Raw genomic sequence first — 24,053 nt, 5'->3', positions numbered from 1 at the left:
CGCTCAGCCCTTCATCATATTGACGTCTTCGACCGCGATCGAACCGCGGTTGCGGTAGAAGACAACGAGAATTGCGAGACCGATCGCCGCTTCAGCAGCAGCAACAGTCAGAATGAACAGTGCGAACACCTGGCCGACGATGTCGTTGAGGAACGACGAGAAGGCGACCATGTTGATGTTGACCGACAACAGGATCAATTCGACCGACATCAGGATGACGATGATGTTCTTCCGGTTCAGGAAGATGCCGAAGATGCCGATCGTGAAGAGGATGGCGCTGACCGTGAGATAGTGGGAAAGTCCGATGACCATGTTCTTTGCTCCTTGACCTCTCGGCTCAGCTCACGCCTTGGCCCGGCTTGACCTTGATCACCTCGACGGCGGTCGCAGGCGTGCGGGCAACCTGGCGGGAAATATTCTGCCGCTTGATATTGGTGCGATGCTTCAGCGTCAGCACGATCGCGCCGATCATGGCGACCAGCAGGATCAGACCGGCGATCTGGAAGAAGTAGACGTAGTTCGTATAGAGCACATCGCCGAGAGCCGCCGTATTGGTGCGTTCGGTCAGTGCCGGGATCGGCATGGCGACCGTCTTGGCAATCTCGGGCGAGATCGAGCTGCCGCCGATGACGACGATGAGTTCGGCTGCGAGGATGAGACCGATCAGCGCGCCGATCGGCGCATATTCGAGAACACCGGCGCGAAGCTCGGTGAAGTCGATGTCGAGCATCATCACAACGAAGAGGAAGAGAACAGCGACCGCGCCCACATAGACGACGAGCAGGATCATCGCCAGGAATTCGGCACCCAGCAACAGGAAGAGACCCGCTGCATTGAAGAACACCAGGATCAAGAACAGAACCGAGTGAACCGGGTTCTTCGCCCAGATGACCATGAACGCCGACGCTATCGCGACAAAGGCGAAAAGATAGAAAAATAGAGCCTGCAGACCCATGTTGGTGCCTTTTTCATCTTCCCCCGGGCAGCCGGGAGTTTCCCTGCCCGATAGGACTTCGCACAGCTTTCGCCGGCAAAGCCCCGGTGCATGTTGACCGCGGTGAGCAAGAGTGCTCTTCCCGCGGCATTTCAAATTTCAATCAACGATACGGCGCATCGATCGCCATGTTGCGGGCGATTTCACGCTCCCACCGGTCGCCGTTTTCGAGGAGCCTCTGCTTGTCGAAGTAGAGTTCTTCACGGGTTTCGGTGGCGAATTCGAAATTCGGGCCTTCGACGATCGCATCAACAGGGCAAGCTTCCTGGCAGAAGCCGCAGTAGATGCACTTCACCATGTCGATGTCGTAACGCACTGTGCGGCGCGTGCCGTCATTGCGGCGCGGGCCGGCTTCGATGGTGATCGCCTGAGCGGGACAGATCGCTTCGCACAGCTTGCAGGCGATGCAGCGCTCTTCACCGTTGGGATAACGGCGCAGTGCATGCTCGCCGCGGAAGCGCGGGCTGACCGGACCCTTTTCGAAGGGGTAATTGATCGTCGCCTTCTGCTTGAAGAAATAGCGCATCGACAGGAAGAAGGCGCCGACGAATTCCTTAAGAAAAAGCGAGTTGATGGAGGCGGACAGGCTTCCCATCTTCAATCTCCAATTTTGCCGGAAACGAGGTTGGACATCAGCCTGCCCATCCCGTCAGTTTCAGCACGAATGCAACGATGACGACCATGGCGAGCGACAGCGGAAGGAAAACCTTCCAGCCGAGACGCATGAGCTGGTCGTAGCGGTAACGCGGCACGAAAGCCTTGACCATGGCGAACATGAAGAACACCAGGCACGACTTCAGCATGAACCAGATGATACCGGGCACCCAGTTGATGAGCCAGAAATCAACCGGCGGCAGCCAGCCACCCAGGAAGAGGATCGTCGTCAGCGAGCACATCAGCACGACGGCCGCATATTCGCCGAGCATGAACATCATGTACGGAGCCGAGCCGTATTCGACCATGAAGCCGGCGACGAGTTCGGATTCTGCTTCCGGAAGGTCGAAAGGCGGGCGGTTCGTCTCGGCGAGCGCAGAGATGAAGAAGACGATGAACATAGGGAACAGCGCCAGCCAGTGCCAGTCGAGGAACGAGTTCGGCAGGCCGAGCATCGTACCGAGGCCGGTGCGCTGGGCATTGACGATGTCAGTCAGGTTCAGCGAACCGACGCAGAGAAGAACGGTAACGATGACGAAGCCGATCGAGACTTCGTAAGACACCATCTGTGCGGCGGAGCGCAGCGCGCCGAGGAACGGATACTTCGAGTTCGAAGCCCAGCCACCCATGATGATGCCGTAAACTTCGAGCGAGGAGATCGCCAGGATGTACAGGATGCCGACATTGATGTTGGCAACCACCCAGCCGTCAGCAAGCGGCACGACCGCCCAGGTCGACAGCGCCAGAAGCACGGTCACGAGCGGGGCGAGCAGGAAGACCGCCTTGTTGGCGCCGGCCGGAATGACCGGCTCCTTGAAGACGAACTTCAGAAGGTCGGCGAAGGACTGGAACAGGCCGAAGGGGCCGACGACGTTCGGACCGCGGCGCAGCTGGACGGCAGCCCAGATCTTGCGGTCGGCAAGAAGGACGTAAGCAATGAAGACCAGCAGGCAGACGAGCAGCAGCAGTGACTGACCGATCATGATGATCGCCGGCCAGACATAGGTCGAGAAGAAAGAATCCATGAGTTCCTGCCCTTACTCTGCCGCGACTTTGAAATTGTTGCGGGCCAATGCCGAGCACTCGGCCATGACAGCCGAGGCGCGCGCTATCGGGTTCGTCAAATAGAAGTCTTTGACCGACGACGCAAACCCGGATTTGTTCATCTTACCGGCTTTTTTCGCCAGTGCGGCAATTTGGGCGCTATCACCTTCGGTGATCTCATCGATGGCCGCAAAATGCGGGAATGCCGCATAGAGTTTGCTGCGCAATTCGCCGAGAGAATCAAAGGGAAGCTTCTTGCCGAGCACGTCGGAAAGGGCGCGGATGATCGCCCAGTCTTCGCGGGCGTCGCCCGGTGCGAAACCGGCGCGATTGCCCATCTGGACACGGCCTTCGGTGTTGACCCAGGTGCCGGACTTTTCGGTGTAGGCAGCAGCCGGCAGGATGACATCGGCGCCATGTGCGCCGTTATCGCCATGCGAGCCGATATAAACGGTGAACTTCGCAGCCTTGGTCGAGAAGTCGAGTTCGTCGGCGCCGAGCAGGAAGAGCACGTCCATGGCCTTCAGCATCTCGGCGGCATTGGCGCCCTTGGCGCCCGGCACGAAGCCGAGGTCGAGGCCGCCGACGCGCGACGCCGCGGTGTGCAGCACCGCAAAACCGTTCCAGCCTTCAGCGATCGCGCCGACATTGACGGCGAGCTTGGCGGCGGTTGCGAGAACGCCTGCGCCATCCGTGCGGGTCAGAGCGCCCTGACCGATGATGATCATCGGCTTGGAAGCCTTGGAGAGGACTTCGGCGAAGGCGTGGCCGCCGTCGAGAATGTCCTTCAGCGTATCGGGGCCTGCGCCGAGGTAATCATACTTATAGCGCATCTCGCCGCCCTCACCGATCACACCGATCGGGAAGCCGCCGCGACGGAAACGCTTGCGGATGCGGGCATTGAGGATGGCGGCTTCAAAGCGCGGATTCGCACCGACGATAAGCAGCGCGTCGGCCTGTTCGATGCCTGATATAGTCGGATTGAAGAGGTAGCTTGCACGGCCGAGCGACGGATCAAGTGCCGCCCCATCCTGGCGACAGTCGAGGTTCCCGGAACCCAGCGACTTTACCAGTTCGGACAGGGCATACATTTCTTCAACCGAAGCGAGGTCGCCGGCAATCGCGCCTATCTTTTCGCCCGACGTTGCCGATACGGCAGCCTTGATGGCGCCGAAGGCTTCGCCCCAGCTCGCCGGCTGCAGGCGGCCGTCCTTGCGGACGTAAGGGCGGTCGAGGCGCTGCGTCTTCAGGCCGTCCCAGACGTGACGGGTCTTGTCGGAGATCCACTCTTCGTTCACCGCCTCGTTGACGCGCGGCAGGATGCGCATGACTTCGCGGCCGCGGGTATCCACGCGGATTGCCGAACCGACAGCGTCCATGACGTCGATCGATTCGGTCTTGTTCAGCTCCCACGGACGGGCCGTGAAGGCGAAGGGCTTGGAGGTGAGCGCGCCGACCGGGCAGAGGTCAACAACGTTGCCCTGCAGCTCGGAGGTCATGGCCTGCTCGAGATAGGTGGTGATTTCAGCGTCTTCGCCGCGGCCGATCAGGCCGAGTTCGGAAATGCCGGCCACTTCCGTCGTGAAGCGGACGCAACGCGTGCAGTGAATGCAGCGGTTCATGACGGTCTTGACGAGCGGGCCGATATACTTGTCTTCGACGGCGCGCTTGTCTTCCTGATAGCGCGACGTGTCGATCCCGAAGGCCATGGCCTGGTCCTGCAGATCGCATTCGCCGCCCTGGTCGCAGATCGGGCAATCCAGCGGATGGTTGATCAGCAGGAATTCCATCACGCCTTCGCGGGCCTTCTTGACCATCGGCGTGTTGGTGAAGACTTCAGGCAGTTCGCCGTTCGGGCCGCCGCGGATATCGCGCACGCCCATGGCGCAGGAAGCCTGCGGCTTCGGCGGACCGCCCTTGACCTCGACGAGGCACATGCGGCAATTGCCGGCAACCGACAGACGCTCATGGAAGCAGAAGCGCGGAACTTCAGCACCGGCCTCTTCGCACGCCTGAATCAGCGTGTAATGATCCGGAACTTCGATCTCGTTACCGTCAATCTTCAGTTTTGCCATCGTCACTCAGTCCTGTTTCCCATTCGCCGGGCACCGGCAAACAAACCTATTTTTGCAACATCCATATTGCCAAGACAGACATTTCGTCCGTCCTGGCGCCGGAATTGCCCAAATTCTCTTTCGCTGGTTCCGAGACCCGAAACCCGCCATCGGCACCACGACCCGGAGCCCCTGCCCCGTCGATCAATATGCCATTCTTCCGGCCATCGCCTGCGGCCGGAAACCTATTTCTTCCTGCGACCCCGTGTCGCCAGGACCTTGGCCTGGCCAACCCAGTCGTCACGCAGGATGCGGCCATCGAAGCCGAGTTCGGCGTCCAGGCTCGCAACGTCGGCATCGCTCCATGCCGCGATATCAGCAAAGGTGCGGATGCCTCTTTTGTTCAGCACCTGCTCCAGCTTCGGACCGATGCCGGCGATCAGCTTCAGGTCGTCAACCTTCCTGGACCTTGCGGCCGGCTTCGCCTTGGCAACCGTCGGCTTTACAGTTTCTACCGTCGGGGCCCTGGTGGAAACCACCGTCAGCTTCGGCTTTACAGCCTTGCGAACCGGCATAGCCGTTTCAGCCGGGCGGCGAATATTCTCCGGACGGATGGCCATCTCAGGCGTTTCTTCATCCGGCGGCGTTTCGTCGAGCGCTGCGGCTGCCATGTTCGCCGTCTCGAATGCTCCCTGCAGCGCGCCGAAGAAGACGCCGGCCATCTGCGTGGAAATGCCGAAACCGATCGCCGTGGCTGCGGCAAATGCCGCAGCTTGATGCGCCATCAGCGGATGAACGGGCATCGCACGCGCATTTTCCAGCATGCCGGCAGCAAGACGGCCGAAGTCAGCCGCGAAATCGGCTGCCCCTTCTCCCACCTTGCTATCGGATGCCTTGGTCGTCATGCGCTTACTCTGCCGCCTCCAGAACCGCACCGTGATCGAGCGCACTGGCCGTATACTGGTCGATGCGGGCTTCGATTTCCGGACGGAAGTTACGGATCAGACCCTGCACCGGCCATGCGGCGGCATCGCCGAGCGCGCAGATGGTGTGGCCTTCGATCTGCTTGGTGACCTGGAACAGCATGTCGATTTCGCGCTTCTGGGCGTTGCCGCGTGCCATACGCTCCATCACGCGCCACATCCAGCCGGTGCCTTCGCGGCACGGCGTGCACTGGCCGCAGCTCTCATGCTTGAAGAAGGCCGAGATACGGGCGATCGCCTTGATGACGTCGGTGGACTTGTCCATGACGATCGAGGCGGCCGTGCCGAAGGAGGAGCCGACGGCGCGCAGACCGTCGAAGTCCATCGGGCAGTCGATGATGTCCTTGGCCGGAACGATCGGGCACGATGCGCCACCCGGAATGACGGCCAGCAGGTTGTCCCAACCGCCGCGGATGCCGCCGGCGTGCTTGTCCACCAGTTCGCGGAAGGTGATGCCCATGCTCTCTTCTACGGTGCACGGCTTGTTGACGTGACCGGAGAGCATGAAGAGCTTGGTGCCGACGTTGTTCGGACGGCCGATGGACGAGAACCAGCCGGCACCACGGCGCAGGATGGTCGGGGCAACGGCGATCGATTCGACATTGTTGACCGTCGTCGGGCAGCCATAGAGACCCATATTGGCCGGGAATGGCGGCTTCAGGCGCGGCTGGCCCTTCTTGCCTTCAAGGCTTTCGAGCAGCGCGGTTTCTTCGCCGCAGATATAAGCGCCGGCGCCGTGATGGACGAAGATGTCCATGTCCCAGCCGAGCTTGTTGTTCTTGCCGAGAAGGCCGGCATCATAGCATTCATCGATTGCGGCCTGCAGCGCTTCGCGCTCGCGGATATATTCACCGCGCACATAGATATAGGCAGCGTTGGCGCCCATGGCGAAGCTTGCGACCACGCAGCCTTCGATCAGCGTATGCGGATCGTTGCGCATGATGTCGCGGTCCTTGCAGGTGCCGGGCTCCGATTCGTCGGCATTCACGACGAGGTAATGCGGACGGCCGTCGCTCTGCTTGGGCATGAACGACCACTTGAGACCCGTCGGGAAGCCTGCGCCGCCACGTCCGCGAAGGCCGGAAGCCTTCATCTCGTCGATGATCCAGTCACGGCCCTTTTCGAGGATCTGCTTGGTGCCATCCCAGTGGCCGCGGCTCATCGCGCCCTTCAGGGATTTGTCCTTAAGGCCGTAGATGTTGGTAAAGATGCGGTCTTTATCTTCTAACATATCTCACACCTCTTACCGCGGCTTCTTGCCGAAGACCTTGATATATTCCGCTTCGCCGCCCTTGGCGAGCGCCTTGGCCTGCTTGACCCAGTCATCGCGCTCGATGCGGCCGCGGAAATTCAGGAAACCATCGACCCATTCGCGTTCGGCCTTCTTCCAACCCGCGATCTGCGAGAAGGTGAAAATGCCGATTTCGTTCAACGTTGCTTCGATCTTCGGACCAACGCCGGAAATCATCTTGAGATCATCGGGAGCGGCGGGCTTTTCGATGCCGGCCGGGCGATTCTTGTCGGTCAGCGACGGCTTTACAACGGCTTCAGCAACAGGTTTCGGCGCGGGTTCGGAAGCAGCCGTACCGGACAGCGGCTGAACTTCGGCAGCCTTCGCGTTCTTGGCCGATGCCTTGGGAGACGTTGCCGGCGTCTTCAGCGACGCGTTGGTCTCTGCATCGGTGCTCTTCGGGCGAGCGGCCTCGGAGGGCGGAACCGGCGCGCCGTCGACAGGCGCGGCAGCCGGGGCCTTCTTAACCCCAGTGCGGCTGACAGCAACATCGTCCAGCAGGGTCGTCGGGCCACCTTCGGGTGAGGACAGGTGACGGTCGATCTGCGGGCCGACCTTGACGCTCGCCCCATTTCCTGCCGCGAACGTATCGATGATTTCTTCCAGGCGCTCCGGCGTCAGATCCTCGTAGGTATCCTTGCCGATCATCACCATCGGAGCGTTGACGCAGGCCCCGAGACATTCGACCTCTTCCCAGGAGAGCGTGCCCTCGGCGTTGCGCTCGAACGGATGCTGGTGGATCTTGCTGCGGCAGACCCCCATCAGCTTTTCCGAACCGCGCAGCATGCAGGGCGTCGTGCCGCAGACCTGCACGTGAGCGCGGGTGCCGACGGGATGAAGCTGGAATTGGGTATAGAAGGTCGCGACTTCGAGGACACGGATATAGGCCATGTCCAGCATGTCGGCGATCTTTTCGATCGCCGGACGGGTGACCCAACCATCCTGCTCCTGCGCACGCATCAACAGCGGAATAACCGCGGACTGCTGACGGCCTGCGGGATATTTCTGAATCGTCTTTTCCGCCCAGACCGCATTTTCATCGCTGAAAGCGAATGCGGCCGGCTGGAATTGATCTTCGGCTAATCGACGAACGGACATTCTTCCTCACGCCTTGTCAGTTTAGCGTTCCACACCGCGAAGCAGTCAAAGACTGCATTTCACAGGCATAGGCCGACTGGTCTTTTTGCATAAACACCACGAACTTGCCGCCATTCGGCACGGCGGCCTTGATTTGATAGCCCTTGGACAAAAGATCGCCCATGGACGATTGCTCTGCCGGCGGCTGCGCTTCCTCATGGCCCAGCGGCGTGCCGAGCTTTCCGGCATCCTGCGCAAAGGCGGAGGAAGCCGAAAGAAGAAGTGCGGCTGCGAGCGGCAGAGCCTGCATCAGCGGTCCACCTCGCCGAACACGATGTCGAGCGAGCCGAGAACGGCCGCGACGTCGGCAAGCTGGTGGCCACGGCACATGAAGTCCATCGCCTGCAGGTGTGCATAACCCGGAGCGCGGATCTTGCAGCGGTAAGGCTTGTTGGTGCCGTCGGAGACGAGGTAGACGCCGAACTCACCCTTTGGCGCTTCGACGGCAGCATAAACTTCGCCGGCCGGAACGTGATAGCCTTCGGTATAAAGCTTGAAGTGGTGGATCAGCGCTTCCATCGACCGCTTCATCTCGCCGCGCTTCGGCGGAACGACCTTGCCGTCGATCGAGGAGAACGGTCCCGCCTTGGCATCACCGAGCAGGCGGTTCACGCACTGCTTCATGATCTTCACCGATTCGCGCATCTCGATCATGCGGATCAGGTAACGATCGTAGTTGTCGCCGTTCTTGCCGATCGGAATGTCGAACTCGAGATCCGAGTAGCATTCATAGGGCTGCGCGCGGCGCAGGTCCCAGGCAGCGCCCGAACCGCGCACCATGACGCCCGAGAAGCCCCAGGCCCAGCAATCTTCCAGCGAGACGACACCGATATCGACGTTACGCTGCTTGAAGATGCGGTTGCCGGTCAGAAGGTCGTCGATATCGTCGAGCTTGCCCGGGAATTGGTCGCACCACTTGCCGATATCCTGCACGAGCTCTTCCGGCAGGTCCTGATGGACACCGCCCGGACGGAAGTAAGCGGCGTGCATGCGTGAGCCGCTAGCACGCTCATAGAACACCATCAGCTTTTCGCGCTCTTCGAAGCCCCAAAGCGGCGGCGTCAGCGCACCGACGTCCATGGCCTGCGTCGTGACGTTCAGCAGGTGCGACAGAATACGACCGATTTCCGAGTAGAGCACGCGGATGAGCTGGCCGCGAATCGGGATCTCGATGCCGAGCAGCTTTTCGACCGCCATCGCATAGGCATGTTCCTGGTTCATCGGCGCCACGTAGTCGAGGCGGTCGAAGTAGGGAACGGCCTGCAGATAGGTCTTGGTCTCGATCAGCTTTTCGGTACCGCGGTGCAGCAGGCCGATATGCGGATCGACGCGCTCCACGATTTCGCCGTCAAGCTCCAGCACAAGACGCAGAACGCCGTGCGCTGCCGGATGCTGCGGCCCGAAATTGATGTTGAAGTTACGGACGTTATGTTCGGTCATGGCGATGGGCTCGCTTTTTCAGGTAGTCAGTGAACAGCAGGCTTTCGGCCCGCCACACGCCTCAAACTTACTGCTTCGCCTTTTCGTCGCCCGGCAGCACATATTCCGTGCCTTCCCAAGGGGACAAGAAATCGAAATTGCGGAATTCCTGCTTCAGTTCGACAGGTTCGTAAACGACGCGCTTTGCCGCATCGTCGTAGCGAACTTCAACGAAACCGGTCGTCGGGAAGTCCTTGCGCAGCGGATGGCCTTCGAAACCGTAGTCGGTCAGGATCCGGCGCAGGTCCGGGTGGCCGGTGAAGAGCACCCCGTACATGTCCCAGGTCTCGCGCTCGAACCAGTCGGCGCCCGGATAAACGGCGCAGGCGGACGGAACCGGCGTATCCTCGTCGGTCGCCACCTTCACGCGGATGCGCAGGTTCTGCTTCGGAGACAGAATATGATAGACGACATCGAAGCGCAGTTCGCGCTGCGGCCAGTCGACGCCGCAAATATCCGTCAGGTTGACGAAGCCGCATTTGGCGTCATCGCGCAGGAAGGTCAGCAGCGGAATAAGGTTATCGCCAGTCGTCGTCAGCGTCAGCTCGCCATATTTGAGCTGTGAGGCGGCAATCAGGTTGCCACGCGCTTCCGAAAGGTACGACGAAAGCTCAGTAAGGGCTTCGCTCATAATTCTCTGTCCTTACCCTTAGCGTTCGATCGTGCCGGTGCGGCGGATCTTCTTCTGCAGCAGAAGCACGCCGTAAAGCAGCGCCTCCGCCGTGGGGGGACAGCCCGGCACGTAGATATCGATCGGCACGACGCGGTCGCAACCGCGCACGACCGAATAGGAATAGTGGTAGTAGCCGCCGCCATTGGCGCAGGAGCCCATGGAGATGACGTAACGCGGCTCGGGCATCTGGTCGTAGACCTTGCGGAGCGCAGGCGCCATCTTGTTGGTCAGCGTGCCGGCGACGATCATGACGTCGGACTGGCGCGGCGAGGCACGCGGGGCGAAGCCGAAACGCTCGACGTCGTAACGCGGCATGGAGAGCTGCATCATTTCGACGGCGCAGCAGGCAAGACCGAAGGTCATCCACATCAGCGAGCCGGTACGGGCCCAGTTGATCAGCTCATCGGTCGAGGTGACGAGAAAACCCTTGTCGGCGAGCTCGTTGTTGATCTCGCCGAAGAACGCGTCGTTGCTGCCGATCGGCTTGCCGGTGGAGGGATCGATAATCCCCTTCGGCTGCTGCGCTACGAGCGTCTGATTGCTAGCGGGGGCTACTCCCATTCCAGGGCTCCCTTCTTCCATTCATAGATAAAGCCGATGGTCAGCACGAAAAGGAAGACCATCATGGACCAGAAGCCGAACCAGCCGATGGCGCCGAAGGAAATGGCCCACGGGAAGAGGAAAGCGACTTCAAGGTCGAAGATGATGAAGAGAATCGACACGAGATAGAAGCGGATGTCGAACTTCATGCGAGCGTCGTCGAATGCGTTGAAGCCGCATTCATAAGCCGAAAGCTTTTCCGAATCGGGCGCCTTGAAGGCAACGGCAAACGGCGCAATGAGAAGCGCCAGGCCGATAACGAGCGCGATGCCGATGAAGATAGCGATCGGAATATAGGAACTGAGCAGTTCAGTCATCATGTTCATCCCTGCTTGCGGGCGGCGCCTGGCGGCGCAACTGGGCAAATGCCCGGCAAGCGAACGTGCGTTGCAACAAGCCGTGGTTAGCGCAGCCGGAGCCCCGGCGCAAGACTTTTACAGAAGCTATTCGAACAGCGTGAGACGGACATTATCAAGCAGATGCAACGATGTCGCGACAAATCCGCAAATGTCGTGGAAGGCCGCATGGCTGACCCTCGGAAACTGCATGGCTTTTCGGAGATAAATGGCGCGAGTGACGGGGCTCGAACCCGCGACCTCCGGCGTGACAGGCCGGCACTCTAACCGACTGAGCTACACCCGCGCATTGGACCTTTCGGACCGTGAGGATACCACGCAACCGGACAGACGGCGTCAAATTGACGCCTGCTTTGAAATGGCGCGAGTGACGGGGCTCGAACCCGCGACCTCCGGCGTGACAGGCCGGCACTCTAACCGACTGAGCTACACCCGCATTCTTTCAAGCAATCCGGTGCCTGAGCACCTTCTCCAAACGGGCTGGCCGTTGGGATGAGCGGCTAACTAAGGGGTTCGCCTTTTAGTGTCAAGCAGGTTTGGAGACAAAACCATGACAGTCCTGAAATTGTTTCGGAAAGCCTTCTCGATCCTCCCGGCAAATCGGCGATTCTGCTTTGCCTGCGGACCTCATATCCGTTGCGTCAGGTTTTCCACAAGCAGCCCGCACGGATGCGGTGGGGATGCCTGAAACGCCTCGGCCCGCGACAGAGCTTCGCAACGGAAGCTCGAATCGCATGCGCTCTCTCAGAGCCTGAAGTCGGGCAGCCGCCTCAGGCCTTGCCAGCATATTGCTCGTCGCTGACCTGCTCCAGCCAGTCGGCGACGCTGCCGTTCAATGCTTCCTGGATGGCGATATGGCTCATGGCGGTCTCGGGGCTTGCGCCATGCCAGTGCTTCTCGCCCGGCGGGAACCACACAACATCACCCGGGCGGATTTCCCTGATTTCCCCGCCCCATGTCTGAGCGAGGCCTCTGCCTGACGTAACGATCAGCGTCTGCCCCAGGGGGTGCGTATGCCAGGCAGTGCGCGCGCCCGGCTCGAAGGTCACGTGAGTGCCCCGCACGCGCGCCGGCTCCGGCGCCTCGACGAGCGGATCGAGACGAACTGAGCCGGTGAAATAATCGGCCTGGCCCTTCGTGGAAGGGCGCGAGCCTGTAGCCTTGATATCCATGATCTTTCCTGTTCTTCCGTCGTCTGCGGTTGAAGCCGTCGTGGACAAGGATATTTGATCGCAGCAGGCGATCCAAGCGCCATCGGCAATTGCCGCCCTACCCGGCGCCTGCTACTGCGAGGGCCTTTCATCACGAACGGAGGATTTCCATGAAACATCATGCTTTTGGCCGCCTGCCCTTTACCGTCACCGATGTGGGCTTCGGCGCCTGGCAGATCGGCGGCTCCTGGGGCGATGTCAGCGAAGCGGACGGCCGCGCTGCCTTGAATGCCGCGCTCGACGCCGGCATGACCTTCATCGATACCGCCGACGTCTATGGCGACGGCCGTTCCGAAAAGATCATTGCCGAAGTGCTGAAGGCGCGCGGCGGTGAACGCCCGATGGTCGCGACCAAGGCCGGCCGCCGTCTGAACCCGCATGTCGCTGATGGCTACACCAAGGCCAATCTGGAAGGCTTCATCGACCGCAGCCTGAAAAACCTGCAGGTCGACAGCCTCGATCTCGTGCAGCTCCACTGCCCGCCGACGGAAGTGCTCTATCGCCCGGAAGTCTTCGCAGGTCTGGACGAGCTGCAGAAGGCCGGCAAGATCAAGGGCTACGGCGTCAGCGTCGAGAAGGTCGAGGAAGCACTGAAAGCGATCGAATATCCCGGCGTCGTCAGCATCCAGATCATCTACAACATCTTCCGCCAGCGTCCCGATCATCTGTTCTTCAGCGAAGCCCGCCGCAAGAACGTGGCGATCATCGCCCGCGTGCCGCTCGCCAGCGGCCTGCTCTCCGGCAAGATCACCCGCGACACGAAGTTCGCAAGCGACGACCACCGCAACTTCAACCGAAATGGCGAAGCCTTCGATGTCGGCGAGACCTTCTCGGGCGTGCCCTTCGAGGTCGGCCTGCAGGCCGTCGAGGAAGTACGCAAACTGGTGCCGGCGGGTGCGAGCATGGCCGCCTTTGCGCTGCGCTGGATCCTGATGGCAGAGGCCGTCACGGTCGTCATCCCCGGCGCACGCAATGCCGAGCAGGCCAAGGCCAATGCGGCCGCCGCCGATCTTGCGCCGCTCTCGGCTGACGTCATGGCGGCGACACGCGAGATTTACAAGCGACTGATCGCACCGCATGTCCATCAGCGCTGGTAGGCCCTGACTGATTGCTCAGGCCCGGCCGGCCAAGACGGCCGGGCCTGATCTATCCATCCGGCCCGTGCTGGATCACACCGTTACGACAATCTTGCCGAACTGCTCGTTCGATTCCAGGAAGCGGTGCGCCTCGACGATCTGCTCGAAGGGGAATGTCCTTGATATGACGGGTTTGAGAGCACCGGATGCGAACCCTTCCAGAATAAACCGCTTTGCCGCGTCCAGCCGGGCCGGATCGCGGGTGATTTCGTGAACGAGATAGCCGCGCAGCGTCAGACATTTTCCGAGCACGGCAGGCAGAGGAAAGGGCGTCGGCGCCGAGCTCAGTCCGCCATATTCGATGAGAATGCCGCCCGATGACATTGCTGCCGTCAGCGGTCCGAAGATCGGGCCTGCCACGGCGTCGAAGACGACCCGCACACCGTCCGCCCCGGCGATTTCCCTCAGCCGCATTTCAAGGTCCTCCTCCTGCGATGCAATGACATGCGCGGCACCGACATCCTGCAATGACTGACGTTTCGCCGCGGTCCTCGTGATCGCGATCGGCGTGGCACCCACCATGTTGACGATCTGGATCGCAGCAAGCCCCACGCTGCTCGATGCCGCGGTAACGGCAATGAAATCACCCTTCTGCAGCCGAGCAATATCGATAAGAGCGCCATAGGCCGTGAGATATTGCATCCAAATCGCGGCTGCCGCCACCCAGGAGAGCGACGGCGGGTGCCTGACTACGTATTCAGCGGGAAATGCGACCAGTTCGCCATAAGCCGGTGTGCGCACCATGGAGATCGGCGGAATGATGCTGACGCCGTCACCCGGCGCAAAGCCATCCACGCCCTCGCCTACCGCCTCGACGATGCCGGCCGCTTCGAGGCCCAGCCCAGATGGCAAAGGCGCAGTCTCGATGTAGTTGCCGGACCGGAGCAGCGCCTCGGCTCTGTTGATGCCCAGCGCCTTGACGCGGATTTGAACCTGCCCCGGCCCGGGTGCCGGTACATTTACATCCTCGATGCGAAGAACCTCGGGACCACCCAGCTCGTGAAAGCGGATTATGCGTGCCATTTCCATCGACTCCAAAACAATTGAACCGAATGAGCTATGACAAGCGGACGACAGAAGATAAATTCGCCAGAAAGCAAGACAGAAGAAACTATGGGTTTGCAATATGGATCGTCTCACCAGCATGACCGTCTTCGTGAAGGCCGTGGATCTGGGCTCATTTGCGGCAGCGGCAGCAGCACTCGGCCTATCTGGCCCCATGGTCGGCAAGCACATCCGCTTTCTGGAAGAGCGATTGGGGGTCAGCCTTATCAGCCGGACGACACGCCGCCAGAGCCTGACGGATTTTGGGCGCGCCTATTATGAGCGCTGTCGGATGATCCTTGCCGAGACGGAGGCGGCGGATGCGCTCGCGATCGATCATCTTTCCGAACCATGCGGCAAGCTGCGTGTCACCATGCCCGTGCATTTTGGGCGTCATTGCGTGCTTCCGGTTCTGATCGAGCTTGCAAAGCGATATCCGAACCTCGAACTCGATCTGTCGCTCAGCGATCCCATTACCGATCTCGCCGATGACGGTTACGATCTCGCGATCCGGACCGGCGAACTGGCAGACAGGTCAGGCATTATCGCGCGCCGCGTCGCGCGCCAGCGCATGGTGGTCTGCGCCTCAGCGAGCTATCTCGATGCGCATGGTAGACCTGAGCAGATCGAAGATATCGGCAGGCACAATGCGATCATCTACGCACGCTCTGCCCGCTTCAGCCCATGGCTCTTCCCGCATGGCGACCAGCCTCCGGTGGAAGTTCGGCCGAACAGCCGATTGCGGCTCGATGATCTCGATGCAATTGCAGATGCGGCAACGGCCGGCATGGGGCTTGCCTGGCTGCCTTACTGGCTCATCCGCGACCGCGTGCAGGCTGGAGCGCTGGAAGTGCTGCTGCCGGGTCAGCCGGAGTTTCTCTATGACTGCCATGCGCTTTGGCTGCAGACACCGCACCTGCCGCTCAGGATCCGTCTTGCCGTCGACGCATTGGCGGCCGCACTGCCCAAATTCATGGTCTAGGTCCGTCGGGTCGTCAGTGTGATTGAGCCAAAGAAAAGGCCGGGCAAAACCCGGCCTTTCCATTTCGCGGGAATGCGAACTCAGTTCGTAGCGGTCAGGTTGACCGGGAAGAACAGGGTTTCGCCCGAGGAGTCGCTCACACCGTCATTGTCGGTCACAGCATAGGCCTTGCCTGATGCGTCGAAGGCGAAACCTTCCAGCTTGTCGAGAACATAGCCATTGGTGGCCGACTTCAGGTCGCCGATGAAATCATGGGCTTCCGTCTTCTTGACGACCGGCAGTTCGGCCCCGAGCTTGCCGGGCTTCAGGTCGGAGATTGCGACCTTATAGAGCTTCTTCAGCTTGGCCGCATCGCCGACGAGGTTGTCGCGCTCGATGATGTAGACGCTGTCGCCCTGAGCGGTGATTTCGGAGAGGCCGACCCAGCCGCTCTCGGTCTTATCAAGCGGATAGCGGACGCCGCCCCATTCCTTCTTCTTGGGGTTATAGGAGAGGAGCTTCACAAAGCCCTTCTCGTCGTCGTTCCACTCGCGCTGAACGGCCATCCACAGCGTTGTATCGTCGCCGGTACCGATGATCGTGACACCTTCGAAGCCGTAGCGGATTTCGTTGGCGAGCAACTCCTTCGGCAGGGCGATCTCGGTCTTGATGTCGCCCTTGGCGGTAACATTGTAGAGCGCATGCGGAACCAGGCGCTCGGTATAGCCTTCCGAAGCCAGCCAGAAGGAGCCGTCGGCGGCAACAGCGATGCCTTCGATATCGAGCTTCTGAGCCGGAGCGCCGTCACGCTTGACGACCAGCGCATCGGTGATGACGGCCGGCTTCTTGGTGGCGTCGATCGTGTAGATCGTCGGCTGCGAACCGAGGACGCTGTCGCTGACGGCGTAGAGCATGCCCGGCTTGCCCGGAACGGCGGCGAGGCCCGAAAGGGCTGCAAAGCCGATCGGATTGCCGTCCTTCTCGGCGGAGACAATGTGCGGATAGGCCTTCTCGCCTTCGCGGCGCTCGTAGATCATCACGTGCGAACGCGCACCGCCGTCTTTGCCGAGGTCGAGTTCATTGGCGGTCGCAAGCAGGTTACGCTGCGGAATGGCGATCGCGCCTTCCGGAGAAATACCCGACGGCAGGATCTGCAGCAGTTCCGGATCGGCGCCCGTGTCCTTGTAGACGCCGACGACGGAAGCGCGCTCGGCGAGCAGGAAGAACAGGTTGTCAGTGCCGAACTTGGCCGCTTCGAGACCTTCCGGCTCGACGCCCTTCGACGAGGAGCGGCTTTCCGGATAGTGGCCGAGCGCGGCGACGGCACGCTCGAAGGAGCTGCCGGATTCGAAGAGGACCTTGCCGGTCTTGTCGAAGATGGTGAAGCCGCGCGAACCGCCTTCATAATCGCCTTCGTTGGCGACGACGAGACGGTTGTCGTCCAGCCACTTCACAGCGTCGGGCTCGCGATGGACGCCCTTCTTCTCGCCGGTAAATTTCAGGGCGCCGTCACGCTTGGTGTCGATGCCGGTGAGATCAACGGTGCCGGCGGTGAAATGCGTCTTCACCGTGCCGGTCGCGCCGTCGAGGATGATGATCTCGTTATTTTCCTGCAGGGTCAGGGCGATTTCGTTCTGGCTGTTGAAGGCAACGAATTCCGGCTCCGGATCCTCGGGTGCAACGCCGGCGAGACCGGCCAGGGCAACGTGCTTGATTGTGCCACAATCGACGGTACCGTCGGTCTTGACCTGGAAGACGACGAGGTCGCCTGCCGGCATCTGCGGGATCTTGCCGTCGTTGACATCTTCGTCGCGCTCGTTTTCGATCGCGATAGTGCCGAGCGTCCTATCCTTGTTGAGGGCGATCGAATCAGGCTGGCCGCCGAGATCGCAGGTGGCATCGATCTTCTTACCGGCGATATCGACGATCGCCAGACGGCCTGACGGCTTCTGCTTGCTTTCGCCGGTGTTGACGGCGACGAGCGCCTTGCCGGCTGCAGTCGTGACCGAGGTCGGTTCACCGTCCATCATCAGCGCGCCGCCGGCCTTGGGCGCTTTGGCATCGGTGATGTCGATGAAGCCAATCGCGCCGAGCGGACTGTCGCTGTAGATCAGCGTGTTACCATCCTGCGAAGCGGTAATGATTTCGGCCGAGGTGGCCGAAAGCTTGTCCTTGTCAGCCGGCAGGTTGGTCGCGACCGGGAAAGAGGCGATGCGGTTGAAAACCGGCTCGGCCGCTGCCGGGAAGGCAACGGATGCAAAAAGCATGGCAGCGAGCGCTGCCTTGCGCGAAGACAATGTCATTGAAAATCCCCCAATGTCGAAAAAATCGAACAGAGGTTTTTTGCGGGACTGCCATGACAGACACATGACAGCCTGCGACATTTTGTACGGTTTGCGTCAGGCCGCCTGCCGTTCGCGACGCATCTCGCTGCGCATGATGAAGAGCGACGCGGCGAGGATAAGCGCAGCGCCGAGCCACAGATAACCAGCCGGCGCATAGCCGAAGAAAAGCCAGCCGGCGAGCACGTTCAGCGGCAGCTTCAGGTCGTCGAAAGGCTGCACATAGGCAGCGTCGGCACTGGCATAGGCGAGCGTCAGCAGATATTGCGCCACGACCGTCAGGAGGCCTGCCAGAAGGAAGAGAGCAAGTGCGGCGCCCGTCGGCACCACAAAGCCCGCCGCGAGCGCCAGGCCGCCATTGATCGGCGTCAGCAGCACCAGCAGCCACACGGTGATCGTCTCCGGCTTCTCAATGCCGGTCAGGCTCTTGGTGATGAGCGAAGAGGCGCCCCAAAGCAGGGCCGAGATAACAGGCAGAAGTGCTGCCCAGGTGAAGCTGTCCGACCATGGCTGGAGGATGATCATGGCGCCGATAAAGCCGACACCTGTCGCCATCCAGCGAGTGGGGCCAACACGCTCGCCGAGGAAAAGGCGTGCGCCGAGAATGATGAAGAAGGGCGAGGTCATGACGAGTGCGATCGCCTGCCAGATCGGCACGGAGGCGAGGCCGGAGACCCAAGCCTCGACGCCGAGCGCGGCAAGGACGACACGCACGATATGCCGCCAGGGATAATCCGTGCGCATGGCAGAAAGGCCAACCTTGCGCAGGAAGGGCAAGGAGAAAAGGAAGGCGAAGCCATATTGCCAGAAGGCTGCGGAGGCCGCCGGGAAGGCAAGCTTCATCGTGAGCCATTGGGTGACGACATTGAGGAGCGAGAAGACGACGCCTCCAAGCACCATGAAGGCTGCACCGGCGAAGGCGCGGGAGTGCGAAACTGCAAGGGAATTCTGATTCATGTCTTCCATCCGGAATAGGGACCAAACATAAATCAGGACGCATGAGGCTACAGAACGCAGACGCCGACAGATCCCTGCCCGCGCGCGGCCATGCTCATTCTCTTTCATCCGGACTCTAACCGTCGGCTCCGGAATCACACCGGATCTGCTGACCCTTCCCAAACCAAGGCTTGAGAAGGCGCTCGCGGGCTCAGGCCGTAGCCCTTACCGCCGGTGGGGACTTTCACCCCGCCCTGAGAACATCACCGTCGTAAGACAAAGCGCTGCATGCCGCAAGCGGCGAAAACAAAAAGGGGTCCGGCGATGCCGAACCCCCCTCGAAATCCTGCGCGACCGTTCTCGTTTACGGCCGGCGGACAATCTCGTATCAGCCGTTGACGGCGTCCTTCAGGCCCTTGCCGGGCGTGAACTTCGGCACGTTGCGTGCCGGAATGTCAACTTCGGCGCCGGTCGACGGGTTGCGACCCTTCGTGGCAGCGCGATGAGAAACCGTGAAGCTGCCGAAGCCAGCGAGACGGATGTCGCCCTTGTTCTTCAGCTCGGCCTGCACAACATCAAAAACTGCGTCTACGGCAGATGCTGCGTCAGACTTCGTCAGTCCAGCCTTTTCGGCTACTGCGGACACGAGTTCATTCTTGTTCATGTTTCCACCCCTTTCTAAATGGTTTGAAACAACTCAATCTGTAAGCTAGGCGCAGAAATCGCTTTCATCAGGCCCGCCGAGAACCCAAAAACCCTGCAAATCAAGGAAAAGCAAGCGTCTACATGACGTTTTCACAAAAAAGGCCGGCGTTTCCGCCGGCCTTTTTCAGGATTTGCAACAATTGGGCATAAATGTGGCCGCCAAAGCTCAATGAGCGATGGCTGCACCTGCATCATCGAGCCCTTCGACAGTCGCGATGACGGGCGTTTCCACCGTGCCATCCCACTCGATCGGCTCGGGACGACGGACCAGCGCATGCTTGATCACTTCGCCCATGCGGGAGACCGGAATGATCTCCATGTTGTTCTTCACGTTGTCCGGAATCTCTGCCAGATCCTTGGCATTCTCTTCCGGAATCAGCACCTTCTTGATGCCGCCGCGCAATGCGGCCAGCAGCTTTTCCTTCAGGCCGCCGATCGGCAGGACACGGCCGCGCAGGGTGATTTCACCCGTCATTGCCACATCCTTGTTGACCGGAATGCCAGTCATGATCGAGACGATCGCGGTTGCCATCGCGACACCTGCAGACGGACCATCCTTCGGCGTTGCGCCTTCCGGCACGTGCACATGGATGTCGCTCTTGTCGAAGAGCGGCGGCTGGATGCCGAAATCGACGGCGCGCGAGCGGACGTAAGACGCCGCTGCCGAGATCGATTCCTTCATCACTTCCTTCAGGTTGCCGGTGACGGTCATGCGGCCCTTGCCGGGCATCATGACGCCTTCGATCGTCAGCAACTCGCCGCCAACTTCCGTCCAGGCAAGACCCGTGACCACGCCGACCTGATCCTCACGCTCGGCTTCGCCGTGGCGGAAGCGCGGAACGCCAAGATAATCGTCGATATTCGCTGCCGTGACGTGAACCGACTTCGTCTTGCCCTTGATGATCTCTGTGACCGCCTTGCGGGCGAGCTTCATCAATTCGCGTTCGAAGTTACGGACACCGGCTTCGCGGGTATAATGCTGGCTGATCGCCATCAGGGCATCGTCGCTGACCGAGAATTCGCTCGGCTGCAGCGCATGTTCCTTGATGGCCTTCGGCAGCAGGTGCCGCTTGGCGATCTCGCGCTTTTCGTCTTCGGTGTAGCCGGCGATACGGATGATTTCCATGCGGTCCATCAGCGGAGCCGGGATGTTCAGCGTATTCGCCGTCGTGATAAACATCACGTCCGACAGGTCGTATTCGACTTCCAGGTAGTGGTCCATGAAGGTCGAGTTCTGAGCCGGATCGAGTACCTCGAGCAAAGCCGAAGACGGATCGCCGCGATAATCCTGGCCGAGCTTGTCGATCTCATCGAGCAAGAAGAGCGGGTTGGACTTCTTCGCCTTCTTCATCGACTGGATGACCTTGCCGGGCATCGAACCGATATAGGTGCGGCGGTGGCCGCGGATTTCGGCTTCGTCACGGACGCCACCGAGAGCCATGCGGACATATTCACGGCCGGTTGCCTTGGCAATCGACTGGGCGAGCGAGGTCTTACCGACGCCCGGAGGGCCGACCAAGCACAGGATGGGACCCTTGATCTTGGTGGCACGAGCCTGGACCGCCAGATACTCGACGATGCGCTCCTTGACCTTTTCGAGACCGAAGTGATCGGCTTCGAGGATCTTCTCGGCATTGTTGAGATCGGCCTTGATCTTCGACTTCTTGCCCCAGGGAATACCGAGCAGCCAGTCCAGATAGTTGCGCACGACGGTGGCTTCCGCCGACATCGGGCTCATCTGGCGCAGCTTCTTCAGCTCCGCATCGGCCTTTTCACGGGCTTCCTTGGACAGTTTGGTCTTGGCGATGCGCTCTTCCAGTTCGCTCATCTCGTCGCGGCCTTCCTCGCCGTCGCCGAGTTCCTTCTGGATCGCCTTCATCTGCTCATTCAGGTAGTATTCGCGCTGGGTCTTCTCCATCTGGCGCTTGACGCGCGAGCGGATGCGCTTTTCGACCTGCAGGACCGAGATTTCGCCTTCCATGAAGCCAAGCGCCTTTTCGAGGCGAGCCTTGACGCTGGTGGTTTCCAGCATCTCCTGCTTCTCGGTGATCTTGATCGACAGGTGCGAAGCAACCGTATCGGCGAGCTTCGAATAGTCGTCGATCTGGCTGGCCGCACCGACAACCTCGGGCGAAATCTTCTTGTTGAGCTTCACGTAGCTCTCGAATTCCGACACGACGGAACGCGACAAGGCTTCCAGTTCGACCGGATCGTCATGCGGCTCTTCGAGCACATGGCCGAGGGCTTCGTAGAAATCCTCGCGGCTCGTATAGGTATCGATCTCGGCGCGGGCACGGCCTTCGACCAGAACCTTTACGGTGCCGTCAGGCAGCTTCAGGAGCTGCAGCACGTTCGCAACCGTACCGACGCGATGGATCGCTGACGGGTCCGGATCATCATCGCTGGCGTTGATCTGGGTGACCAGCATGATCTGCTTGTCGGAACCCATGACCTCTTCGAGCGCGCGGATCGACTTTTCCCGTCCGACGAACAGCGGGACGATCATATGGGGGAATACCACGATGTCGCGCAGGGGGAGAACAGGATAGGCGGTGCTGGTGCTCGCTACAGACGTTTTCTTCGTCATTTTTATTCCTTTCCATCGTCCCGTTACCGGGCTCTTTGGCGCGGCCGCTTGGGACCGGCCGGCACTCTCACTTGTTGTTACAAGTGGAGGTTCTGACTACGCTTTTCAAGCCACGTTAACGCCCGCGTTCCACGGTTGTGACAGCTTTATTACATGGAACGCCAACACAATGAAGCGCCTATCTGGAGCGACGCTTACCATTTCCGAACCGCCTAAAATAACAACGCCAGCAACACGCTACGGAATCACAGCATCATTGCCAAGGGTCATCCTTTGCGCAATATCGGCGAAGGCTGTTTTCAACCTTGCCCGCAACTATTATCAGCGCCCGGCACCTGTTTTCAAATAGAAAGGGGCCTGCACAAGGCAAGCCCCTTAAAATAACGGTTCTCAGCTCAAGCTTCAGGCCGAAACGTTTGCCTTCTCGTCCTGGCGGTCGGCGTAGATATACAGCGGACGGGCCGAGCCGCGTGCGACCTCTTCGGAGATGACGACTTCACGAACGCCTTCCAGCGCCGGCAGTTCGAACATCGTGTCGAGCAGGATCTTTTCCATGATCGAACGCAGGCCACGAGCACCGGTCTTGCGGATGATCGCCTTGCGGGCGATTTCGCGCAGCGCGTCCTCGTGGAAGGACAGTTCCACGTCTTCCATCTCGAACAGGCGCTGATACTGCTTGATCAGGGCGTTCTTCGGCTCGGACAGGATCTGGATCAGTGCATCCTCATCGAGGTCTTCCAGCGTCGCCAGAACCGGCAGACGACCGATGAATTCCGGGATGAGGCCGAACTTGACCAGGTCTTCCGGCTCTAGTTCGCGCAGCACTTCGCCGACGCGGCGGTCGTCCTGTGCCTTAACGGTCGCGCCGAAGCCGATCGAGGTCTTCTCGCCGCGAGCCGAAATGATCTTGTCGAGGCCAGCAAAGGCGCCGCCGCAGATGAACAGGATGTTCGTCGTGTCGACCTGCAGGAATTCCTGCTGCGGATGCTTGCGGCCGCCCTGCGGCGGTACGGAAGCAACCGTGCCTTCCATGATCTTCAGAAGCGCCTGCTGCACGCCCTCGCCCGATACGTCACGGGTGATGGACGGGTTGTCGGACTTGCGGGAGATCTTGTCGACTTCGTCGATGTAGACAATGCCGCGCTGGGCGCGCTCGACATTGTAATCCGCAGCCTGCAGAAGCTTCAAAATGATGTTTTCGACATCTTCACCGACATAGCCGGCTTCCGTCAGCGTCGTCGCATCGGCCATCGTGAAGGGAACGTCGATGATGCGGGCGAGCGTCTGGGCAAGATAGGTCTTGCCGCAGCCGGTCGGGCCAACCAGCATGATGTTCGACTTCGCCAATTCGACGTCGCCGTTCTTGGAGGCGTGCGCGAGACGCTTGTAGTGGTTGTGAACGGCGACCGACAGGATCTTCTTCGCCTGACGCTGGCCGATGACATATTCGTCGAGGACCTTGATGATGTCCTGGGGCGTCGGGACGCCGTCACGGGACTTGACCATCGAGGACTTGTTCTCCTCGCGGATGATGTCCATGCACAACTCGACGCATTCATCGCAGATGAACACGGTCGGTCCGGCAATAAGCTTCCGGACTTCATGCTGGCTCTTTCCGCAGAAAGAACAATAGAGGGTGTTCTTACTGTCGCCGCCGTTGCTGCCGCTGACCTTGCTCATATCACTTTCCTTCCAGCACGCCGCATTTCGAACGCGAAATCACGGTCCACTCAATCAGCTCCCTGGCAGCACTCCCTACCCGGAGTTCCTGCCGACAAGGGCTTCAGGGGGTACGAACCGGGCCCAATCAATCATGTCCGGGTACCGGCGGCAACGAATTCCCCTTCGAATGCCGAATGCTATGTC

22 protein-coding genes, 2 tRNA genes and 1 riboswitch are annotated in these 24,053 nt (G+C 60.4%); of the genes, 2 read left to right on the top strand and 22 right to left on the bottom strand.

The genetic code is table 11. The features are described 5' to 3' along the window. Positions 1-3 precede the first annotated feature (3 nt). The 16 genes from nuoK to AB8B33_RS05795 form a co-directional block, all read right to left on the bottom strand. Positions 4-312 carry an NADH-quinone oxidoreductase subunit NuoK gene (nuoK, locus tag AB8B33_RS05870; RefSeq protein WP_007823900.1) on the bottom strand — a complete coding sequence of 103 codons (309 nt, stop codon included), beginning with the start codon at positions 310-312 and terminating at the stop codon, positions 4-6. 25 nt (positions 313-337) lie between these two features. Continuing rightward, the gene (locus AB8B33_RS05865; protein ID WP_113324440.1) at positions 338-955 is read right to left on the bottom strand and encodes an NADH-quinone oxidoreductase subunit J; all 618 of its coding nucleotides are present in this window, start codon (positions 953-955) and stop codon (positions 338-340) included. 142 nt (positions 956-1,097) lie between these two features. Beyond that, entirely contained in the window at positions 1,098-1,589 is a 492-nt protein-coding gene (gene nuoI / locus AB8B33_RS05860; RefSeq protein WP_037096244.1) for an NADH-quinone oxidoreductase subunit NuoI, read from the bottom strand. 37 nt (positions 1,590-1,626) lie between these two features. Then, entirely contained in the window at positions 1,627-2,673 is a 1,047-nt protein-coding gene (nuoH, locus tag AB8B33_RS05855) for an NADH-quinone oxidoreductase subunit NuoH (RefSeq protein WP_007823890.1), read from the bottom strand. A 12-nt stretch (positions 2,674-2,685) separates the two neighbouring features. Further along, positions 2,686-4,767 (bottom strand): NADH-quinone oxidoreductase subunit NuoG, encoded by a 2,082-nt coding sequence (nuoG, locus tag AB8B33_RS05850; RefSeq protein ID WP_113324441.1) that lies wholly within the window; start codon positions 4,765-4,767, stop codon positions 2,686-2,688. A 224-nt stretch (positions 4,768-4,991) separates the two neighbouring features. Continuing rightward, the gene (locus AB8B33_RS05845; RefSeq protein ID WP_113324442.1) at positions 4,992-5,651 is read right to left on the bottom strand and encodes a 5' DNA nuclease; all 660 of its coding nucleotides are present in this window, start codon (positions 5,649-5,651) and stop codon (positions 4,992-4,994) included. A gap of 4 nt (positions 5,652-5,655) precedes the next feature. Then, positions 5,656-6,960 (bottom strand): NADH-quinone oxidoreductase subunit NuoF, encoded by a 1,305-nt coding sequence (gene nuoF / locus AB8B33_RS05840; protein ID WP_113324443.1) that lies wholly within the window; start codon positions 6,958-6,960, stop codon positions 5,656-5,658. 12 nt (positions 6,961-6,972) lie between these two features. Beyond that, entirely contained in the window at positions 6,973-8,118 is a 1,146-nt protein-coding gene (locus AB8B33_RS05835) for an NADH-quinone oxidoreductase subunit E (protein ID WP_113324444.1), read from the bottom strand. Between the two features lie 16 nt (positions 8,119-8,134). After that, complete coding sequence (locus AB8B33_RS05830) at positions 8,135-8,407, bottom strand: hypothetical protein (RefSeq protein WP_113324445.1); 273 nt, start codon at positions 8,405-8,407, stop codon at positions 8,135-8,137. Next, positions 8,407-9,597, bottom strand: a complete 1,191-nt coding sequence (locus AB8B33_RS05825; protein WP_113324446.1) for an NADH-quinone oxidoreductase subunit D — start codon at positions 9,595-9,597, stop codon at positions 8,407-8,409. The genes AB8B33_RS05830 and AB8B33_RS05825 overlap by 1 nt, the downstream gene beginning before the upstream one ends. A 67-nt stretch (positions 9,598-9,664) precedes the next feature. Further along, positions 9,665-10,267: an NADH-quinone oxidoreductase subunit C gene (locus AB8B33_RS05820; RefSeq protein ID WP_007823880.1), complete on the bottom strand. Its 603-nt coding sequence runs from the start codon at positions 10,265-10,267 to the stop codon at positions 9,665-9,667. An 18-nt stretch (positions 10,268-10,285) separates the two neighbouring features. Then, the gene (locus AB8B33_RS05815; RefSeq protein ID WP_037096229.1) at positions 10,286-10,870 is read right to left on the bottom strand and encodes a NuoB/complex I 20 kDa subunit family protein; all 585 of its coding nucleotides are present in this window, start codon (positions 10,868-10,870) and stop codon (positions 10,286-10,288) included. After that, positions 10,861-11,226 (bottom strand): NADH-quinone oxidoreductase subunit A, encoded by a 366-nt coding sequence (locus AB8B33_RS05810; RefSeq protein ID WP_113324478.1) that lies wholly within the window; start codon positions 11,224-11,226, stop codon positions 10,861-10,863. The genes AB8B33_RS05815 and AB8B33_RS05810 overlap by 10 nt, the downstream gene beginning before the upstream one ends. Before the next feature lie 248 nt (positions 11,227-11,474). Further along, a tRNA-Asp gene (locus tag AB8B33_RS05805) sits at positions 11,475-11,551 on the bottom strand. 73 nt (positions 11,552-11,624) lie between these two features. Then, positions 11,625-11,701 (bottom strand) — tRNA-Asp (locus tag AB8B33_RS05800). A gap of 334 nt (positions 11,702-12,035) precedes the next feature. Further along, complete coding sequence (locus AB8B33_RS05795) at positions 12,036-12,437, bottom strand: (R)-mandelonitrile lyase (protein ID WP_113324447.1); 402 nt, start codon at positions 12,435-12,437, stop codon at positions 12,036-12,038. A 149-nt stretch (positions 12,438-12,586) separates the two neighbouring features. Here AB8B33_RS05795 and AB8B33_RS05790 point away from each other — a divergent pair, with 149 nt between their 5' ends. Further along, positions 12,587-13,573 (top strand): aldo/keto reductase, encoded by a 987-nt coding sequence (locus AB8B33_RS05790; RefSeq protein WP_310382960.1) that lies wholly within the window; start codon positions 12,587-12,589, stop codon positions 13,571-13,573. Between the two features lie 72 nt (positions 13,574-13,645). On the opposite strand, the gene AB8B33_RS05785 is transcribed toward AB8B33_RS05790, so the two are convergent. Beyond that, positions 13,646-14,635, bottom strand: a complete 990-nt coding sequence (locus AB8B33_RS05785) for a zinc-dependent alcohol dehydrogenase family protein (protein WP_113324479.1) — start codon at positions 14,633-14,635, stop codon at positions 13,646-13,648. A gap of 103 nt (positions 14,636-14,738) precedes the next feature. On the opposite strand from AB8B33_RS05785, the gene AB8B33_RS05780 reads away from it, so the two are divergent. Continuing rightward, complete coding sequence (locus AB8B33_RS05780) at positions 14,739-15,638, top strand: LysR substrate-binding domain-containing protein (protein WP_113324449.1); 900 nt, start codon at positions 14,739-14,741, stop codon at positions 15,636-15,638. An 80-nt stretch (positions 15,639-15,718) separates the two neighbouring features. Here AB8B33_RS05780 and AB8B33_RS05775 read toward each other — a convergent pair whose 3' ends face one another. The 5 genes from AB8B33_RS05775 to clpX form a co-directional block, all read right to left on the bottom strand. After that, entirely contained in the window at positions 15,719-17,920 is a 2,202-nt protein-coding gene (locus AB8B33_RS05775; protein ID WP_439014670.1) for an esterase-like activity of phytase family protein, read from the bottom strand. Positions 17,921-18,016: 96 nt separating this feature from the next. Then, on the bottom strand, positions 18,017-18,925 hold the full coding sequence (locus tag AB8B33_RS05770; RefSeq protein ID WP_439014669.1) for a DMT family transporter: 909 nt from the start codon (positions 18,923-18,925) through the stop codon (positions 18,017-18,019). Between the two features lie 83 nt (positions 18,926-19,008). Further along, positions 19,009-19,161, bottom strand: a riboswitch (FMN riboswitch). A 122-nt stretch (positions 19,162-19,283) separates the two neighbouring features. Beyond that, positions 19,284-19,559, bottom strand: a complete 276-nt coding sequence (hupB, locus tag AB8B33_RS05765; protein ID WP_003558438.1) for a DNA-binding protein HupB — start codon at positions 19,557-19,559, stop codon at positions 19,284-19,286. 207 nt (positions 19,560-19,766) lie between these two features. Further along, a complete protein-coding gene (gene lon, locus AB8B33_RS05760) occupies positions 19,767-22,187 on the bottom strand; it encodes an endopeptidase La (protein WP_113324451.1) in 2,421 nt (806 codons plus the stop codon). Positions 22,188-22,589: 402 nt separating this feature from the next. Then, positions 22,590-23,867: an ATP-dependent Clp protease ATP-binding subunit ClpX gene (gene clpX, locus AB8B33_RS05755; RefSeq protein ID WP_007819824.1), complete on the bottom strand. Its 1,278-nt coding sequence runs from the start codon at positions 23,865-23,867 to the stop codon at positions 22,590-22,592. Between the last annotated feature and the right edge of the window lie 186 nt (positions 23,868-24,053).

The organism is Rhizobium sp. 768_B6_N1_8, from assembly GCF_051811225.1.
GTDB lineage: Bacteria > Pseudomonadota > Alphaproteobacteria > Rhizobiales > Rhizobiaceae > Rhizobium.
Note: the sequence above shows the minus strand (reverse complement) of the source record. Positions and strands in the feature narration are given on the sequence as shown.

Bases quoted from the DNA above. Each gene is read 5' to 3' on its own strand.
- AB8B33_RS05790 (WP_310382960.1), top strand. From the start codon at position 12,587: ATGAAACATCATGCTTTTGGCCGCCTGCCCTTTACCGTCACCGATGTG.
- AB8B33_RS05810 (WP_113324478.1), bottom strand. From the start codon at position 11,226: ATGACTGAACTGCTCAGTTCCTATATTCCGATCGCTATCTTCATCGGC.
- AB8B33_RS05845 (WP_113324442.1), bottom strand. From the start codon at position 5,651: ATGACGACCAAGGCATCCGATAGCAAGGTGGGAGAAGGGGCAGCCGAT.
- clpX (WP_007819824.1), bottom strand. From the start codon at position 23,867: ATGAGCAAGGTCAGCGGCAGCAACGGCGGCGACAGTAAGAACACCCTC.
- AB8B33_RS05820 (WP_007823880.1), bottom strand. From the start codon at position 10,267: ATGAGCGAAGCCCTTACTGAGCTTTCGTCGTACCTTTCGGAAGCGCGT.
- nuoH (WP_007823890.1), bottom strand. From the start codon at position 2,673: ATGGATTCTTTCTTCTCGACCTATGTCTGGCCGGCGATCATCATGATC.
- AB8B33_RS05830 (WP_113324445.1), bottom strand. From the start codon at position 8,407: ATGCAGGCTCTGCCGCTCGCAGCCGCACTTCTTCTTTCGGCTTCCTCC.
- nuoG (WP_113324441.1), bottom strand. From the start codon at position 4,767: ATGGCAAAACTGAAGATTGACGGTAACGAGATCGAAGTTCCGGATCAT.
- nuoF (WP_113324443.1), bottom strand. From the start codon at position 6,960: ATGTTAGAAGATAAAGACCGCATCTTTACCAACATCTACGGCCTTAAG.
- AB8B33_RS05825 (WP_113324446.1), bottom strand. From the start codon at position 9,597: ATGACCGAACATAACGTCCGTAACTTCAACATCAATTTCGGGCCGCAG.
- AB8B33_RS05865 (WP_113324440.1), bottom strand. From the start codon at position 955: ATGGGTCTGCAGGCTCTATTTTTCTATCTTTTCGCCTTTGTCGCGATA.
- lon (WP_113324451.1), bottom strand. From the start codon at position 22,187: ATGACGAAGAAAACGTCTGTAGCGAGCACCAGCACCGCCTATCCTGTT.
- AB8B33_RS05835 (WP_113324444.1), bottom strand. From the start codon at position 8,118: ATGTCCGTTCGTCGATTAGCCGAAGATCAATTCCAGCCGGCCGCATTC.
- AB8B33_RS05775 (WP_439014670.1), bottom strand. From the start codon at position 17,920: ATGACATTGTCTTCGCGCAAGGCAGCGCTCGCTGCCATGCTTTTTGCA.
- AB8B33_RS05770 (WP_439014669.1), bottom strand. From the start codon at position 18,925: ATGGAAGACATGAATCAGAATTCCCTTGCAGTTTCGCACTCCCGCGCC.
- nuoI (WP_037096244.1), bottom strand. From the start codon at position 1,589: ATGGGAAGCCTGTCCGCCTCCATCAACTCGCTTTTTCTTAAGGAATTC.
- AB8B33_RS05785 (WP_113324479.1), bottom strand. From the start codon at position 14,635: ATGGCACGCATAATCCGCTTTCACGAGCTGGGTGGTCCCGAGGTTCTT.
- AB8B33_RS05780 (WP_113324449.1), top strand. From the start codon at position 14,739: ATGGATCGTCTCACCAGCATGACCGTCTTCGTGAAGGCCGTGGATCTG.
- hupB (WP_003558438.1), bottom strand. From the start codon at position 19,559: ATGAACAAGAATGAACTCGTGTCCGCAGTAGCCGAAAAGGCTGGACTG.
- nuoK (WP_007823900.1), bottom strand. From the start codon at position 312: ATGGTCATCGGACTTTCCCACTATCTCACGGTCAGCGCCATCCTCTTC.
- AB8B33_RS05795 (WP_113324447.1), bottom strand. From the start codon at position 12,437: ATGGATATCAAGGCTACAGGCTCGCGCCCTTCCACGAAGGGCCAGGCC.
- AB8B33_RS05815 (WP_037096229.1), bottom strand. From the start codon at position 10,870: ATGGGAGTAGCCCCCGCTAGCAATCAGACGCTCGTAGCGCAGCAGCCG.